This is a genomic window from Ensifer adhaerens, assembly GCF_001270265.1.
GTDB classification, from domain to species: domain Bacteria; phylum Pseudomonadota; class Alphaproteobacteria; order Rhizobiales; family Rhizobiaceae; genus Ensifer; species Ensifer adhaerens_B.
In genome coordinates this window covers 39,289-55,070 of sequence record NZ_LGAP01000029.1, presented here as the reverse complement: position 1 = coordinate 55,070, position 15,782 = coordinate 39,289, and the positions used below count along the sequence as shown (strand labels likewise).

General features: G+C 64.9%; 18 protein-coding genes. 9 read left to right on the top strand and 9 right to left on the bottom strand.

Features of this window, described 5'->3' with window-relative positions; translation table 11 throughout:
- Window positions 1-1,233 (bottom strand): 3-methyl-2-oxobutanoate dehydrogenase (2-methylpropanoyl-transferring) subunit alpha, encoded by a 1,233-nt coding sequence (locus AC244_RS28165; protein WP_053252132.1) that lies wholly within the window; start codon window positions 1,231-1,233, stop codon window positions 1-3.
- A gap of 328 nt (window positions 1,234-1,561) precedes the next feature.
- The gene (locus tag AC244_RS28160) at window positions 1,562-2,893 is read right to left on the bottom strand and encodes an NAD(P)/FAD-dependent oxidoreductase (RefSeq protein ID WP_053252131.1); all 1,332 of its coding nucleotides are present in this window, start codon (window positions 2,891-2,893) and stop codon (window positions 1,562-1,564) included.
- A 184-nt stretch (window positions 2,894-3,077) separates the two neighbouring features.
- Here AC244_RS28160 and AC244_RS28155 point away from each other — a divergent pair, with 184 nt between their 5' ends.
- Window positions 3,078-3,476 (top strand): winged helix-turn-helix domain-containing protein, encoded by a 399-nt coding sequence (locus AC244_RS28155; RefSeq protein WP_053252167.1) that lies wholly within the window; start codon window positions 3,078-3,080, stop codon window positions 3,474-3,476.
- On the opposite strand, the gene modC is transcribed toward AC244_RS28155, so the two are convergent.
- From modC to modA, 3 genes are all read right to left on the bottom strand, one after another.
- The gene (modC, locus tag AC244_RS28150) at window positions 3,451-4,524 is read right to left on the bottom strand and encodes a molybdenum ABC transporter ATP-binding protein (protein WP_053252130.1); all 1,074 of its coding nucleotides are present in this window, start codon (window positions 4,522-4,524) and stop codon (window positions 3,451-3,453) included. The genes AC244_RS28155 and modC overlap by 26 nt on opposite strands.
- On the bottom strand, window positions 4,521-5,222 hold the full coding sequence (modB, locus tag AC244_RS28145; RefSeq protein WP_053252129.1) for a molybdate ABC transporter permease subunit: 702 nt from the start codon (window positions 5,220-5,222) through the stop codon (window positions 4,521-4,523). Before modB ends, modC begins: the two co-directional genes overlap by 4 nt.
- Window positions 5,223-5,420: 198 nt before the next feature.
- Window positions 5,421-6,212 (bottom strand): molybdate ABC transporter substrate-binding protein, encoded by a 792-nt coding sequence (gene modA / locus AC244_RS28140; RefSeq protein WP_053252166.1) that lies wholly within the window; start codon window positions 6,210-6,212, stop codon window positions 5,421-5,423.
- Window positions 6,213-6,421: 209 nt separating this feature from the next.
- Here modA and ung point away from each other — a divergent pair, with 209 nt between their 5' ends.
- The 6 genes from ung (at window position 6,422) to AC244_RS28110 (ending at window position 11,698) form a co-directional block, all read left to right on the top strand.
- A complete protein-coding gene (ung, locus tag AC244_RS28135) occupies window positions 6,422-7,120 on the top strand; it encodes a uracil-DNA glycosylase (protein ID WP_053252128.1) in 699 nt (232 codons plus the stop codon).
- A 169-nt stretch (window positions 7,121-7,289) separates the two neighbouring features.
- Window positions 7,290-8,060: a precorrin-6A synthase (deacetylating) gene (gene cobF, locus AC244_RS28130; protein ID WP_053252127.1), complete on the top strand. Its 771-nt coding sequence runs from the start codon at window positions 7,290-7,292 to the stop codon at window positions 8,058-8,060.
- 134 nt (window positions 8,061-8,194) lie between these two features.
- The gene (cobG, locus tag AC244_RS28125; protein ID WP_053252126.1) at window positions 8,195-9,568 is read left to right on the top strand and encodes a precorrin-3B synthase; all 1,374 of its coding nucleotides are present in this window, start codon (window positions 8,195-8,197) and stop codon (window positions 9,566-9,568) included.
- A 2-nt stretch (window positions 9,569-9,570) separates the two neighbouring features.
- Window positions 9,571-10,203, top strand: coding sequence for a precorrin-8X methylmutase (locus tag AC244_RS28120; protein ID WP_053252125.1), 633 nt, complete (start codon window positions 9,571-9,573; stop codon window positions 10,201-10,203).
- Window positions 10,200-10,937 (top strand): precorrin-2 C(20)-methyltransferase, encoded by a 738-nt coding sequence (locus tag AC244_RS28115; RefSeq protein ID WP_053252124.1) that lies wholly within the window; start codon window positions 10,200-10,202, stop codon window positions 10,935-10,937. The genes AC244_RS28120 and AC244_RS28115 overlap by 4 nt, the downstream gene beginning before the upstream one ends.
- A complete protein-coding gene (locus AC244_RS28110) occupies window positions 10,934-11,698 on the top strand; it encodes a precorrin-3B C(17)-methyltransferase (RefSeq protein WP_053252123.1) in 765 nt (254 codons plus the stop codon). Before AC244_RS28115 ends, AC244_RS28110 begins: the two co-directional genes overlap by 4 nt.
- On the opposite strand, the gene AC244_RS28105 is transcribed toward AC244_RS28110, so the two are convergent.
- Window positions 11,677-12,462, bottom strand: coding sequence for a cobalt-precorrin-6A reductase (locus AC244_RS28105; protein ID WP_053252165.1), 786 nt, complete (start codon window positions 12,460-12,462; stop codon window positions 11,677-11,679). The genes AC244_RS28110 and AC244_RS28105 overlap by 22 nt on opposite strands.
- On the opposite strand from AC244_RS28105, the gene cbiE reads away from it, so the two are divergent.
- Complete coding sequence (cbiE, locus tag AC244_RS28100; RefSeq protein ID WP_152976135.1) at window positions 12,431-13,672, top strand: precorrin-6y C5,15-methyltransferase (decarboxylating) subunit CbiE; 1,242 nt, start codon at window positions 12,431-12,433, stop codon at window positions 13,670-13,672. The genes AC244_RS28105 and cbiE overlap by 32 nt on opposite strands.
- A gap of 203 nt (window positions 13,673-13,875) precedes the next feature.
- Window positions 13,876-14,634, top strand: a complete 759-nt coding sequence (gene cobM, locus AC244_RS28095; protein ID WP_053252121.1) for a precorrin-4 C(11)-methyltransferase — start codon at window positions 13,876-13,878, stop codon at window positions 14,632-14,634.
- Between the two features lie 2 nt (window positions 14,635-14,636).
- On the opposite strand, the gene mnhG is transcribed toward cobM, so the two are convergent.
- Genes mnhG through AC244_RS28080 form a run of 3 tightly spaced genes read right to left on the bottom strand, consistent with a single transcriptional unit; the run spans window position 14,637 to window position 15,780 of the window.
- Complete coding sequence (gene mnhG / locus AC244_RS28090) at window positions 14,637-15,020, bottom strand: monovalent cation/H(+) antiporter subunit G (protein ID WP_053252120.1); 384 nt, start codon at window positions 15,018-15,020, stop codon at window positions 14,637-14,639.
- Window positions 15,017-15,298 (bottom strand): K+/H+ antiporter subunit F, encoded by a 282-nt coding sequence (locus AC244_RS28085; protein ID WP_053252119.1) that lies wholly within the window; start codon window positions 15,296-15,298, stop codon window positions 15,017-15,019. The genes mnhG and AC244_RS28085 overlap by 4 nt, the downstream gene beginning before the upstream one ends.
- On the bottom strand, window positions 15,295-15,780 hold the full coding sequence (locus AC244_RS28080; RefSeq protein WP_053252118.1) for a Na+/H+ antiporter subunit E: 486 nt from the start codon (window positions 15,778-15,780) through the stop codon (window positions 15,295-15,297). The genes AC244_RS28085 and AC244_RS28080 overlap by 4 nt, the downstream gene beginning before the upstream one ends.
- Window positions 15,781-15,782: the final 2 nt, after the last annotated feature.

Below are 15,782 nucleotides of genomic sequence, written 5' to 3'. Positions count from 1 at the left end.
TCAGTATCCTGCCTTCTGGCGCTGGCGGCGAATATGCGGCGGCATCTCGGCATAGACGCCTTCGAAGATGTCGCGCACCGACGGCTTGCCGCCGGCATGCAAGGTGCCGTGGCCTTCGGCCTGTTTCTGTGCCTGGATCACCGCGTCGACGATTTCGGCTTCCGCCTGGGTATGGCGCTCTTCCGACCAGGCGCCGCGCAGGATCAGGTGCTTCTTCAGCCTGAGGACCGGGTCGCCGAGCGGCCAGGCCTCCGATTCCGTCTTCGGCCGGTAAGCACTCGGATCGTCGGAGGTGGAATGGGCGCCGACCCGATAGGTGACGTATTCGATCAGCGTCGGGCCGAGATTGCGGCGGGCGCGCTCGGCCGCCCATTTGGCGACCGCATAGACGGCGAGATAGTCGTTGCCATCGACCCGCAGCGCCGGAATGCCGAAGCCGAGGCCGCGGGCGGCAAAGGTGCCGGAGCCGCCGCGGGCGATGCCCTGGAAGGTAGAGATCGCCCACTGATTGTTGACGATGTTGAGGATGACAGGCGCCTTGTAGGTGGAGGCGAAGACAAGTGCTGAATGGAAGTCCGATTCCGCCGTCGAGCCGTCGCCGATCCAGGCGGCCGCGATCTTGGTGTCGTTCTTGATCGCCGAGGCCATGGCCCAGCCGACGGCCTGGACATATTGGGTGGCGAGGTTGCCCGAGATGGTGAAGAAGCCATGCTCCTTGGAGGAGTACATGATCGGCAGTTGGCGGCCGCGCAGCGGGTCGCTCTCGTTCGAGAAGATCTGATTCATCATCTCGACCATCGGATATTCGTCGGCGATCAGCAGGCCTGCCTGACGGTAGGTCGGGAAGTTCATGTCGCCTTTGTTCAGCGCCTTGCGGAAGGCGCAGCTGACGGCCTCTTCGCCCAGATGCTGCATATAGAACGAGGTCTTGCCCTGCCGCTGCGCCATGACCATGCGCGCATCGAAGGCGCGCAGCATCATCATATGCCTGAGGCCGGCGAGCAGCTCGTCGTCCGACAACAGCCCGGCCCAGGGGCCGACCGCCTCGCCGTCGCGGTTGAGCACGCGGATGATCGAATAGGCGAGATCGCGGATCTCTTCCGGGGCGACATCGATGTCGGGGCGCGGAACAGATCCGGCTTTCGGGATCTTGACGTTGGAAAAATCCGGCTCGCCACCCGGCCGGACGGCCGGTTCGGGGACATGCAGGCTAAGTCGATCAGGATCGCTCATGCGGTTTCCGGCCTCCCTCCGGAGTGCGCAGCGCGCACCAGTCAGCATAGGGAAAACGGATGTCGCCTGATGGCAAAAGTGAGCGCTACAACCCGCAGGCTCCTTCGCCCCGGATCGTCACGCCTTCCTCCTCAGCCCCGTTCTCCCGACGGGAATGCACACAGACTGCCACGAGTTCAGGGGCTTATGAAGGCCTTTCGGTGGCTCGGCATGCTTGCACTCGAAGAAAGACAGATTCCTGCAACGGGCATGGCAGCGGCTGGCGTCGCTGCGATTTCGGATCATCCCCCGCGTAATTTTCTTGCGCGACCCCTTCCGGTTCGGGTGCTCAAACCGGCGGGGCGATGGTGATCGGCGTGCCATCAGAGAAGCGAGACAGGCGAAAAGGGGTGGGATCGACGATCGGCCTTTGACCGGTGACGAGGTCGGCGACCAGATGCCCTGCACCCGGACCGATACCGAAGCCATGGCCGGAAAATCCTGTTGCCACCACCAGCCCGGGCAGGCCTTCGACCGTCGAAATCACCGGAACGGCGTCGGGCGTGACGTCGATCAGGCCCGCCCAGACCTGTTGCACCCGAGCGTCGCGAAGGGATGGCAGCGCCTTCCTGGCTTCATCGAGCGCGCGCAATGCCGAGTGCTGATCGGGCTGCGGATCCAGCACCCGGTGCCGCTCGAAAGCTCCTTTGCGATCGAGCGGGACAGTGCCGATCTCGAAGAGTTCGCGCCAGCTCTGGGCGCTGAGGCCGACCTGAACAGAGTCACCCTCGGCCTTCCGCGCCGGCTGGAAATCGCGGAAGAAGGCGAAGCTGTCCGGCACCACCGGATGCAGGTTGGCGCCGCCATCGGCAATCGTGTAGCCGCCGTCGAGGCGCTTGCGATAGGCGTAGGTGCCGGTTGCGCCCGCCCCCTCGGGGCCGCCCGCCACCGCACTGGTCCTCAGCACGGTGTTGCGCACTTTCAGTTGCGGCAGCCGGATGCCGAGCCCCTTGAGGAAGAGGCGCGACCAGGCACCGCCGGCCACGACCACGCTCGACGTTTCGATCCGGCCCTTCTCGGTGATCACGGCGCTGATGCGCCCCGCTTTCTTCTCGATGCCGCGCACAGCGCAACCCGATAAAATACGTGCGCCAGCGCGCCTGGCTCCGGCAACGATGGCCGGTACCGCCTTTTGCGGTTCGGCCCTGCCGTCGTTTGGCGTGTGCAACGCTCCCTTGTAGCGGATGCCGGCGCCTGCCATCAGCGCCCCGGCTTCGTCGGGTCCGATTTGCCGGCTGTCGACACCATAGGGTCTCGCCATGGCCAGCCACGCGTCCCGGTTGGCGATATCGTTGTTGTTTTCCGAGATGTAGAGGATACCGCTGCGGCGGAAGCCGGTCTCGCCGCCGATACGGGCATCGAGCGTGTCCCAGATCTTCAGCGCCTCGATTGCCAGTGGGATCTCGCGCTCGTCACGCCCCATGACACGCACCCAACCCCAGTTGCGGCTCGACTGTTCGGCTCCGGGCACGCCCTTTTCGCAGAGCACGACATCAATACCGCGTTCTGCGAGAAACAACGCGGTGCTGACACCGATGATGCCGCCGCCGACGATGACGACATCGGCTTTCGCGGGCAGGATCTGATCGGTTTCGACGGCATCGAGAATGGGACCGGGCATGGGGGCAAGCTTTCAGGCGGGGTTTTGCGGAAGCGCCATCGGTGCATGCCGACACCGCCAGATCAAGGCCCGGATTCTAGCTTTTCTGCTCCTTTGGCGGGTGCCCGCATCGGTCGATGTGAAATCGGCTCGGCTTCGCTGTGAACGGCTTTCGATTTGGCGTGCAAACTTCTATGTTTCCCGCATGAGTGAACGCTTTGCCCCCCTTCGCCCTGTTCTGCGCATCGACTTCCCGCCCGAGGACCGGCTTGGGCGCGGCAAGATCATGCTTTTGGAACTCATCCGCGAGACCGGATCGATCTCCGCCGCCGGCCGCGCCATGGATATGTCCTACCGCCGGGCCTGGCTGCTGGTCGATGCACTGAACCGGATGTTCCGGGAACCGTCGGTCGAAAGCCAGCGTGGCGGCAAGCAGGGTGGCGGCGCGATGCTGACGCCCTTCGGCGAAACGCTGATCCGCCGCTATCGCGAGATGGAGGCAAAGGCGAAGGCGGCCATCGCCGACGATCTTGCCTGGCTGGAAGCCGTCCGCGATCCGGACCAGGCGAATGGGCCAGTCAGTGATCGATCGCCACGGACTTGATGATCGCGTGAACCGGCTTTCCCTGAGATAGCTGAAGGGCGTCGCGCGAAAAGGTGGTGATGCGGGCGGCGATCGTCGCGCCGCCGCAATCCACCCGCACGTCGACGCTGCCATGTTCGCCCGCTGTCAGCTCGACGATCGTCCCCTCCAGCACGTTGAGGGCGCTGATACCTTCCGGGCGAACCGTCGCCAGCATGACGTCGCGTGCGGCAATATGCAGGCGCAAGGCGTGCCCCTGCGGCGCCTCGATCTTCGGTACCCGGATGAGCCGTTCGCCGACGCGGACCGTCGTCAGGTCATGGGTGGCATCATGGGTTTCGACGATGCCCTCCAGCAACACGCCGGCTTCGCGCCGACCGGTTGCCAGTGCCGCTGCCGGCGCGCTTAACACCTCGGCCGCAGCGCCCGACGCCTTCACCCGGCCATCCTCCAGCACCACAACCCGTTGCGCCAGACGTGCGACCTCGCTGACGGAATGGCTGACATAGACGATCGGAATGCCGGCATCGTCGCGCAACCGCTCGAGATAGGGCAGAATCTCGGCCTTGCGCGCATCGTCGAGTGCGGCGAGCGGTTCGTCCATGAGCAGCAGGCGCGGGGCGGCCAGCAGGGCACGGCCGATCGCGACCCGTTGCCGTTCGCCGCCCGAAAGCGCCGACGGATTGCGCTCGAGCAAATGGCCGATGCCGAGCATCTCGACGACGCGTTCCATGTCGGCGGCCTTTCTTGACCTACCGGCAAACCAGCGGCCATAGGCAAGATTGTGCCTGACGCTCAAATGCGGGAAAAGACGAGCTTCCTGGAAGACATATCCGAAGCGGCGGCGATGGACAGGCGTGAAGATCCGGCGTTGGCTGTCGGCGATGATGTCGCCGTCGAGCACCACGCGGCCGCCGTCCGGCTTCATCAGGCCGGCGATGATGTTGATCAGCGAGGTCTTGCCCGAGCCCGAGCGGCCGAACAGCGCGGTGACGCCGCCGTCCGAAGTGAAGGCGGCGTCGATGGAAAAGCCACCGAGCCGATGGCGGGCTTCGACGACGAGGCTCATGCTGCAGCCGTCCGCTTGGCGGCAAGCGAGGCAAGTAGTTCCGACAGCATCAGTGCTGCCATGGAAATGACGATCGAAATGATCGTCAGGCGCATGGCACCGGCATCGCCGCCGGGCACCTGGGTAAAGGTGTAGATCGCAGATGACAGCGTCTGTGTCTCGCCGGGAATGTTGGAGACGAAGGTGATGGTCGCGCCGAATTCGCCCATCGCCTTGGCGAAAGCGAGGATCATGCCGGCGATGATGCCGGGCAGGATCAAGGGGAGGGTGATGGTGAAGAACACCCAGACCGGCCCGGCACCGAGCGTGGTTGCGGCATCCTCGAGCTTGCGATCGACTGCTTCGATCGACAGCCAGATGCTGCGCACCATCAAGGGGAAGGCCATGACGGCGCAGGCAAGTGCCGCGCCGGTCCAGCGGAAGGAAAAAACCAGGCCGAAGTTGTCGGCGAGAAACGCACCGATCGGTCCTCGACGGCCGAACAGCAGCAGCAGCAGAAAGCCGGTGACGACGGGCGGCAGGATCAGGGGCATGTGGACGAGGCCGTTCAGCACGGTCTTGCCCCAGAAGCGCCCGCGCGCGAGCAGCATGGCGACCCCAAGCGCAAACGGCAGGCTGCAGACCATAGCCACCGTGGCCACACGCAGGCTCAGCTTGATCGCCGTCCATTCTGCGTCGCTCACTGCCAACCAATCCAAAACGTCCCACTCCCGGTCGAAATGTCCAGCGCCGCGTGTCGTCCGCACGGCGCTCACTGCATAAATCCTTAAATCGCAATCGATTTAGGGACAAAATTATGCAGCAACTCAAAGTGCTACTGCGCCACGCGTCTGACCAGACGTGGCGCAGTAGCGACGATAGATGCTTCGCCCGTTTCTGGACAGGCGAGGCGACCGTTATTTCAGGATGGTAAAGCCCTGCTTTTCGAAGAGCGGTGCTGCCTTGTCGGACTTGATGAAATCGACATAGGCGGTGGCATCGGCGCTCTTGCTGTCCGTGGTGATCGCGATCGGATAGATGATCGGCGGATGGCTGTCCTCGGGGAAGGTTCCGACGACCTTGACGCCAGGATCGGCTGCAGCGTCGGTCTGGTAGACGATGCCATAGGGCGCTTCGCCGCGCGAAACGAGCAGCAGCGCGGCCCGCACGCTCTCGGCGCCTGCAACCTTTTGTTCGACGCTCGACCAGACGCCGAGCTTTTCAAGGGCTGCCTTGCCGTATTTGCCGGCCGGCACGGAATCGACGGCGCCCATTGCCAGGCGGCCGTCGCCGATGAGCGCTGCGAGATCGAAGCCCTGCTTGATCTCGACCGGCTTTGCATCTTCCGTGCTCGAGACGAGAACGATGTGGTTGCCGAGCAGGTTGGAGCGGGTGTCGTCCTTGATCAGCTTCTTCTGTGCCAGGTAATCCATCCAGGCGAGGTCGGCGGAGATGAAGACGTCGGCCGGTGCGCCCTGTTCCACCTGCTTGGCGAGCGCGGAGCTGGCCGCATAGGAAACGGTGGTTTCCTTGCCGCTTTCCTTCTGCCACTCGGCGTTGATTGCATCGAGGGCGTTCTTCAGGCTCGCGGCGGCAAACACCGTTACCTTGTCTTCGGCCATCGCCGTTTGTGGCGCAAAAGTCGCGCCGGCCCAGGCGACGCCAAGGGCGAGCACCAGCCCCTTCAGCCATTGTCTGCGTTGTTTCATCAATCTTGCCTCCATCAAGTTCGAGATATTTTCCAGGATATAACGATGTCTTCTCCTGATTAGCGTTGTATCCATTGAAATACAATGCTGTTGGAAAGCGCTAGTAAAAGCCGTGAAACAAGCGGCCGGCCGCGCGGTTAGCGCTTGCGACGGCCGGCGATCGGCCTAAATTCCGGGGCTTGAAGCGGATGAGACGGACCGGAGGCGTGATGGAAACGGCAGTAAAGCTCGAAGAGACCTGGAAGGCGGCATTGGAGCCGGAATTTTCCAGTCCGTATATGGGCGAGCTCAAGCAGTTCCTGGTCGGCGCGCGCAACGAAGGACGGCAGATCTTTCCGCGGGGGCCTGAGTATTTTCGGGCGCTCGACCTGACGCCGCTCGACAAGGTGCGCGTCGTCATCCTCGGACAGGACCCCTATCATGGCGACGGCCAGGCGCACGGGCTCTGCTTCAGCGTGCGTCCGGGCGTGCGCACACCGCCGTCGCTCGTCAACATCTACAAGGAACTGAACGCCGACCTCGGCATTCCGCCGGCCCGCCACGGCTTTCTCGAAAGCTGGGCGAAGCAGGGCGCGTTGCTGCTCAACAGCGTGCTGACGGTCGAGCGCGGGCAGGCGGCGTCGCACCAGGGGCGCGGCTGGGAGCGCTTCACCGATGCGATCATCCGCACTGTTAACGAGGCCGATCACCCGGTTGTCTTCATGCTGTGGGGCTCCTACGCGCAGAAGAAGGCCGCCTTCGTTGACCGATCGCGCCATCTCGTGCTGCGGGCGCCGCATCCCTCGCCGCTCTCGGCACATTCCGGTTTTCTCGGCTGCCGGCATTTTTCCCAAGCGAATGCTTTCCTCGCTTCGAAAGGCTTCGAACCGATTGACTGGCAACTGCCCGAAAATCCGGAGGCGTCCTGAACGCTCCGGGCAAGCAATGACGCTGGCGGCTGCGTCGCTGTCGCCGGCGGGTCTTGCGTCTCAATCGGTGATCCGCCAAAGACACTACAGCGCCGCGCGCCTGTTCAGGCGTGCAAAGGTCGCTGTAACACTTTGATCTGCTGAAGATAGCAACGGCAAAGGCGCGCGCATGCGAAAACTTCTGATCATCGGTATAGGCTCCGGAAACCCGGAGCATATGACCGTACAGGCGATCAATGCGCTCAACCGTGCCGACGTATTGTTCATCCCGACCAAGGGCGAGAAGAAGACCGAGCTTGCCGAGGTGCGCCGCGAGATCTGCGCGCGCTACGTCACGCGCGCCGACAGCCGTACGGTCGAATTCGCCGTGCCTGTCCGCCGCACGGAGGGGGTCAGCTACGACGGCAGCGTCGACGACTGGCACGCCCGCATCGCTGAAATCTACGAGCGCCTGATCGACAGCGAACTCAGCGAAGACGGAACCGGCGCTTTTCTCGTCTGGGGCGATCCGATGCTCTACGACAGCACCATCCGCATCGTCGAGCGGGTGAAGGCGCGCGGCAAGGTCGCGTTCGACTATGACGTTCTTCCGGGGATCACCAGCCTACAGGCGCTCTGCGCCAGCCATCGCATTCCGCTGAACCTCGTCGGCAAGCCGGTCGAGATCACCACCGGTCGCCGTCTTTCCGAGAGTTTTCCGGAGCGCAGCCAGACCTCGGTCGTCATGCTCGACGGCGAACAGGCCTTCCGGCGGATCGACGATCCCGATGCCGAGATCTACTGGGGCGCCTATCTCGGAACGCCTGACGAAATTGTCATCTCCGGCCGCCTTGCCGACGTCAAGGACGAGATTTTGGCGAGGCGGGCACAAGCGCGCGAGCGCATGGGGTGGATCATGGATATCTACCTGCTGCGCAAGGGGGCAGATTTCGAGGAATAGGCGCCATTTCGCCTGCTTTCTCCAGCCTTTTCCCGTCGTCTTTGATCTCTCTCAACGTCGGCGACTGTGCTATAGCGTCTGGTGAAAAAGGGGCCAATCAGAGGGCAACCGCCAGGAGCAATCGAGACAAGCCTATGACCAGTTGCGCCATGCCGATACCGGAAACAGCTGATGCTGCCGCATCGATGCGTCGGGGCGCATGCCCGTCGCTTGCCGCGCCGATGCCAACCGGCGATGGCCTGCTGGTGCGTCTGCGGCCGCTCGGTGGCAGCCTGACGCTGTCGCAGTTCTCGGCCGTTGCGGAGGCCGCCCGGCGTTTCGGCAACGGCATCCTGGAAGTTACCGCGCGCGGCAACCTGCAGGTCCGCGGGCTGACGGCGTCGACCGTTCCCGGGCTTGCCGAGGCGATCGGCGAAGCGGCAATCACAGTTCCCGATGGCGTCGCGATCGAGACGCCGCCGCTTGCCGGCATCGACCCTGAAGAAATCGCCGACCCTCGGATCCTCGCCGCTGCGTTGCGGGAAGCGATCGCCGCACGAGGGGCCGCGTTGAAGCTGGCGCCGAAGCTTGCCATCATCGTCGATGGCGGCGGTCGCTTCCATCTTGGCGACACGATTGCCGATCTTCGCCTGCAGGCTGTTGAGCGCGGCGACGAGGTCTGGTGGCACCTGTCGCTTGCCGGGACGGCGGCGACGGCGAAGCCCATTTGCGCGCTTCGAACCGAGGCGGTCGTGCCGGTCGTTATCCGGATTCTGGAAGCGTTGACCGACATCGGGCCGGCCGCGCGTGGCCGGGATCTCGACATGGATGTGGTGCAGGCGCTCTGTCCGCCGGGTGCCGAAAGTGTCGGCATCGCTCCGACTTCGACGCTGGCGTCTCCGGTTGTCGGCATGCACGATCTCGGTCCGGCCGGTACCGTCCTTGGCCTCGGGCTCGCCTATGCCCAAATCGACGCGGTCAGCCTCATTGCCTTTCTGCGACAAGCAGGCGAGCTTGGCGCGCGCGAAACTCGGCTCGCGCCCGGGCACGGCTTCTTCGTACTGGGCTTTGAGAGTGAAGCGGCGGGAATGGTCCAGCGTCTGGCCCTGGTGCAGGGCCTTCGGATCGCAGCGGATGACCCGCGAAACCACATTGCCACCTGCGCCGGCAGCACCGGCTGCGCGTCCGCATGGATGGACACCAAGGCAATGGCGCGGCTATGGGTGGAAACGGTGCCGGATCTGCTCGACGGCTCGCTGACGGTGCATCTCTCCGGTTGCGTCAAGGGGTGCGCCCGCCCCAAGGCGTCGGCGTTGACGCTGGTGGGTGCGCCATCAGGATATGCGCTTGTCGTAAATGGGGCGGCCAAGGATGGCGCGAATGCCTACACCGATGAAAATGGAATGAAATCCGCGCTGGAACGGCTGGCCGGCCTGGTGCGGGAAAACAAAGACGCTGGCGAATCGGCGCGGTCCTGTCTTACACGGCTGGGTGCCGCGCGCGTCTCGGCTGCGTTCGAACAGGGATAGAAATGCCTGAGTATGATTACATCCGGGATGGCAACGCCATCTATGAGCGTTCCTTCGCCATCATTCGGGCAGAAGCCGATCTTTCCGCCTTCTCCGAGGAGGAAGCCGATCTCGCGGTGCGCATGGTGCACGCCTGCGGCCTGGTCGAGGCGTCGAAGCAATTCGTGTTCTCTCCCGACTTCGTCGCCGCTGCCCGCGGCGCCCTGAAGAACGGCGCGCCGATCCTGTGCGATGCCGAGATGGTGGCGCGGGGCGTGACGCGCGCGCGTCTGCCGGCCGGCAACGAGGTGATCTGCACGCTTCGCGATCCGCGTACCGCAGACTTGGCAGCCGAGATCGGCAATACCCGCTCGGCTGCGGCGCTGAAACTCTGGGGCGAGCATATGGCAGGCTCCGTGGTTGCGATCGGTAATGCGCCAACGGCGCTTTTCTATCTGCTGGAAATGCTGCGCGACGGCGCGCCGAAGCCGGCAGCGATCATCGGCATGCCGGTCGGATTCGTCGGCGCGGCGGAATCGAAGGACGCCCTGGCCGAGAATTCCTATGGCGTGCCCTTCGCCATTGTGCGTGGTCGCCTCGGCGGAAGTGCCATGACGGCCGCCGCGCTCAATTCGCTCGCGAGGCCGGGCCTGTGAGCGGGGCGGCCAAAGGCCGGTTGATCGGCGTCGGCACGGGCCCCGGCGATCCCGAGTTGCTGACGGTCAAGGCCGTCAAGGCACTCGGCGAGGCGGACGTGCTTGCCTATTTCGCCAAGGCGGGCCGCGGCGGCAATGGCCGCGCCGTCGTCGAGGGGCTGTTGAAGCCGGGCCTCGTCGAATTGCCGCTCTACTATCCCGTGACCACCGAGATCGACAAGGACGACGGCGCCTACAAGAGCCAGATCACCGATTTCTACAACGCGTCTGCCGACGCAGTCGCCAGCCATCTCGAAGCCGGGCGGACCGTCGCGGTACTGAGCGAGGGCGATCCGCTGTTCTACGGCTCCTACATGCACCTGCATGTGCGGCTTGCCGGCCGCTTCCCGGTCGAAGTCACCCCCGGCATCACCGCCATGTCCGGCTGCTGGTCGCTCGCAGGCCTGCCGCTGGTTCAGGGCGACGACGTCCTGTCGGTCCTGCCTGGCACCATGGCAGAAGGCGAACTTGGACGACGCCTTGCCGATACCGAGGCCGCCGTCATCATGAAGGTCGGGCGCAACCTGCCGAAGATCCGCCGGGCGCTTGCTGCCTCCGGCCGGCTCGACCAGGCGGTCTATGTCGAGCGCGGTACGATGAAGAATGCGGCGATGACAGCACTTGCCGAAAAGCCTGATGACGAAGCGCCCTATTTCTCGCTGGTGCTCGTTCCCGGCTGGAGGGACAGGCCATGAGCGGCACGCTTTATGTCGTCGGCACCGGCCCCGGTAATGCCGCACAGATGACGCCGGAGACGGCGCAAGCGGTTTCGCAGGCACAGGAGTTCTTCGGCTATATTCCCTATCTCGATCGCCTGAACCTCAGACCCGACCAGATCCGCATCGCATCGGACAATCGCGAGGAGCTTGACCGCGCGCAGGCAGCGCTGACGCGCGCTGCGGCCGGCGCCAAGGTCTGCATGGTATCGGGCGGCGACCCCGGCGTCTTTGCAATGGCCGCGGCCGTCTGCGAGGCGATCGACAAGGGACCGGCGGAATGGAAGTCCGTCGATCTCGTCGTGACGCCGGGTGTGACCGCAATGCTGGCCGTTGCCGCGCGCATCGGCGCGCCGCTTGGCCATGATTTCTGCGCCATTTCGCTGTCAGACAACCTGAAGCCCTGGGAGGTCATTACCAAGCGGCTGAAGCTGGTGGCGGAAGCCGGGTTGGTGATCGCGCTCTACAATCCGATCAGCAAGGCGCGCCCATGGCAACTCGGTGAAGCCTTCGAGATCCTGCGTGGCGTGCTGCCGGCGTCAGTACCGGTCATCTTCGGCCGCGCCGCCGGCCGGCCGGACGAGCGCATCGCGGTCATGCCGCTCGGTGAGGCCGATGCCAATCGCGCCGACATGGCCACCTGCGTCATCATCGGCTCGCCGGAAACGCGCATCGTTGCGCGCGAGGGCCAGCCGGATCTGGTCTATACGCCGCGCTTTTATGCGGGAGACAACCATTGATCGATGCGTTCGAGTGCGGCATCGCAGTCTCCCACCGACGGGACGTCGGCGGGCTTGCGGCGCTCGACCATGATCACCGCGATCCCCAGCTTGCGCGCAGCCGCAATCTTTCCATAGGTCGCGGCTCCGCCGCTGTTCTTGGCGACGATGACGTCGATGCGATGGGCCCTGAGCAGCTCGATCTCATCGGCTTCGGCAAATGGGCCGGTGGCAAGGATCGCCGTCGTATCCGGCAACTTCAAGGGCGGCGTCACCGGATCGACGCTGCGGATGACGTAGCGGTGTTGCGGCGCGGCCTCGAACTGAAAGGCTTCTTGTCGGCCTATGGCGAGAAAGACGCGGCGCGGGACGTCGCCAAGTGCGGTGACCGCCTCCGCGACGCTGCCGACGCCAGTCCAGTTGTCGCCGACTTCCGCCTGCCACTCTGGGCGGCGCAGGGCCAGCAGGCGCACCTGCGCAGCCCGTGCCGCCGCGGCGGCGTTATGGGAAATCTGGGCGGCGAAGGGATGCGTCGCGTCGACGACCAGCGCGACCTGTTCGGCGCTCAGGAAGGCCGCAAGCCCCTCGGCGCCGCCGAAGCCGCCGATGCGGGTCTTGACCGGTTGCGGACGCGGATCGGCCGTGCGCCCGGCAAGCGAGATCGCGGTATCGTAACGCGTGTCGTCGGCCAGGCGAGATGCCAGCTCGCGGGCCTCGGTCGTCCCGCCGAGAATCAATATGCGAGGTTTTTCCATGGCTGATGTATCGAACAGCGATCCGGCCATCGTCTCCCCCTGGTTGACCATCATCGGCATAGGCGAGGATGGTGTAGCCGGTCTCGGCGACGAGGCCAAGCGGCTGATCGCCGCCGCGCCGGTGGTCTACGGCGGTGCCCGCCATATGGAATTGACGCACTCGCTGATAAAGGGCGAGGGGCGCGTCTGGCAGAGCCCGTTCGGGCGTTCGGTCGAGGAGATCGTCGCGCGACGCGGCAGCCCGGTCGTCGTGCTCGCCTCGGGCGATCCCTTCTTCTTCGGCGTTGGCGCCACGCTTGCGCGCCGCGTTGCCGCGGCGGAGATCCGCACGCTTCCGGCTCCTTCCTCCTTCAGCCTTGCCGCCTCGCGCCTTGGCTGGGCGCTGCAGGAGGCGACGCTCGTTTCGCTGCACGGCCGGCCGATCGACCTGGTGCGGCCACATCTGCAGCCGGGCAACAGGGTGCTTGCGCTGACCTCGGATGGAGCGGGGCCCAAGGCGCTCGCCGAACTGCTCGCGGCGAGCGGTTTCGGTCAGTCACGGCTGACTGTTCTGGAGGCACTTGGCGGTGCCGGCGAGCGTGTGACCACGCAGATTGCCGCGCGCTTCATGCTGGGCCTGGTCCATCCGCTCAACGTCTGCGCCATCGAAGTGGCCGCCGATCAGGGCGGGCGGGTGCTGCCGCTTTCGGCCGGGCGCGACGATTTGCTGTTCGAGCATGACGGCCAGATCACCAAGCGGGAGGTGCGGGCGCTGACCCTGTCGGCGCTGGCGCCGCGCAAGGGCGAATTGCTCTGGGATATCGGTGCCGGCTCCGGCTCGATCGGCATCGAATGGATGCTGGCCGATCCGGCCATGCGGGCGATCGCCATCGAGGCCTCGCCGGAGCGGGCGGCCCGTGTCGGCCGCAACGCCGAGGCGTTCGGCGTGCCCGGTCTCACCGTCGTCGAGGGCAAGGCGCCGGCGGCGCTTTCGGGCCTTTCGCGTCCCGATGCGATCTTCATCGGCGGCGGCGGCAGCGAGCCTGGCGTCATGGAGGCGGCCATCGCTGCGCTCGACAGCGGCGGCCGGCTCGTTGCCAACGCCGTGACGACGGAAATGGAAGCGGTGCTGCTTAATCGGCACGCCCGGCTCGGCGGATCGCTGATCCGCATCGACATCGCCCGGGCGTTGCCAGTCGGCGGCATGACGGGCTGGCGGCCGGCGATGCCGGTGACGCAATGGTCCTGGACCAAGAGCTAATGCATGTCGCCCGAAAGTGCGCAGCGGTTTCGGGACAACGACATGCGTGCGAACAATGGCGTAAAGCACATCGCATGAATGCGTTCATACGCGATGTGCTTTAGAGCAATTCCAGCGAAAGGGCGGAGCATCTTGCGTTCGGGTTGCTTGAAAATAAAGAGATAGAGCGTTCGGGAAACGCTCCAAAAAATTCGGAGAGACATATGACGGTACACTTTATCGGCGCCGGTCCGGGAGCTGCGGATCTGATCACGGTTCGCGGCCGCGACCTGATCGGACGCTGCCCGGTCTGCCTCTATGCCGGCTCGATCGTCTCGCCGGAACTGCTGCAATATTGCCCGCCCGGTGCCCGGATCGTCGACACGGCACCGATGTCGCTGGACGAGATCGAGGCAGAGTATGTGCGCGCCGCGGAAGCGGGCGAGGATGTTGCCCGGCTGCATTCCGGCGATCTTTCGGTCTGGAGTGCTGTCGCCGAGCAGATCCGCCGGCTGGAGAAACACGGCATCGGCTACACCATGACGCCCGGCGTGCCGGCCTTTGCTGCGGCGGCCGCGACGCTCGGACGCGAGCTGACGATTCCGGCCGTTGCGCAGAGCCTGGTGCTGACGCGGGTTTCCGGTCGGGCCTCGCCGATGCCCAACACCGAGACGCTGGCGGGCTTCGGCGCCACTGGTGCGACGCTTGCCATCCATCTCGCCATCCATGCGCTCGACCAGGTCGTCGAGGAGCTGACGCCGCTCTATGGCGCCGAATGCCCCGTGGCGATCGTCGTCAAGGCGTCGTGGCCGGATGAACGGGTGGTGCGTGGCACACTCGGCACGATCGCCACCAAGGTGGCCGAGGAACCGATCGAGCGTACCGCGCTGATCTTCGTCGGTCCGGGCCTGGAAGCCTCGGATTTCCGCGAAAGCTCGCTCTACGATCCTGCCTATCAGCGGCGTTTCAGAGGGCGCGCGTAAACTTACTCTTTGGTCTCTTCCGGGGTCTGTTCGGGAAGCGGCTTCTGCTTCATCGGGACGCCGCGGCGTTCCTCGACGCGGTCGCGATAGAGCGCGGCCTGGCCAAGCAGCATCAGTGTCACCGGCGTCGTCATGATGACGAAGACGATGATCAACACCTCGTGGAACACCCAGCGGCTCTGCAGCACGGCAAAGCAGACGATCGAGGCGGTGCAGATGAGGATGACGCCGCCGCTGGTGGCAAGCGTCGGCGCATGCAGGCGCGTATAGAAATCCGGCAGCCTGAGCAGCCCGAGCGAGCCGATCAGCGCGATCGCCGAGCCGAGAAGGACGAGCCCGCAGACGACGACGGCGGCCCAGGTCGGAAGGTCGGTCAGGTGGCTCATTCGATCACCTCCCCGCGCATCAGGAACTTGCCGAAGGCGATCGACGAGACGAAGCCGATCAGCGCGACGATCAGCGCCGATTCGAAATAGATGCTGTTGGCGGTGCGGATGCCGAAGGACAACAGCATCAGCATCGCGTTGATGTAGAGGGTATCGAGGCCGAGGATGCGGTCCTGCGCCCGTGGTCCCTTGACCATGCGGTAGAGGGCAAAGGCCATGGCAAGCCCCAGCATGATCTGGGCTGCGAGGATCGACCAGATGATTGCCAGCTCCGTCATCCGAACATCTCCTTCAAACCTGCTTCGTAGCGCTTCACCGTCTGCAGCCAGACCTCCTCGTTTTCCATGTCGAGCACGTGGAAGAGCAGCGATTTCCGGCCGCGATCATATTCCAGCCATGCGGTGCCCGGCGTCGCCGTCATGATGCAGGCGAGCAGCGCCAGCGCGTTTTCATCCTCGAGATCGAGGTCGACCGTCAGGAAGCCCGAGTTCGGCGCCCGCCTGCCGACGCGCAGGATGACAAGCGCCACGGCGATGTTGGAGCGGACGACATCCAGGACCACGCTGGCGCTAAAGCGCAGCGTGCGCAGGAACCGGCGCGGATGCGAATGGACCGGATGCAGCTTGAGCGTCACCCAGCCGAGCGCGATGCTCAATATCGTACCCATGACGATCGTGCCGGGGGCAACCGACTGGTTGAGGAGCAGCCAGATGAGCAGCAGGCCGACGGACAACAACGGGTAGGGGAACCAGGTGCGCATCG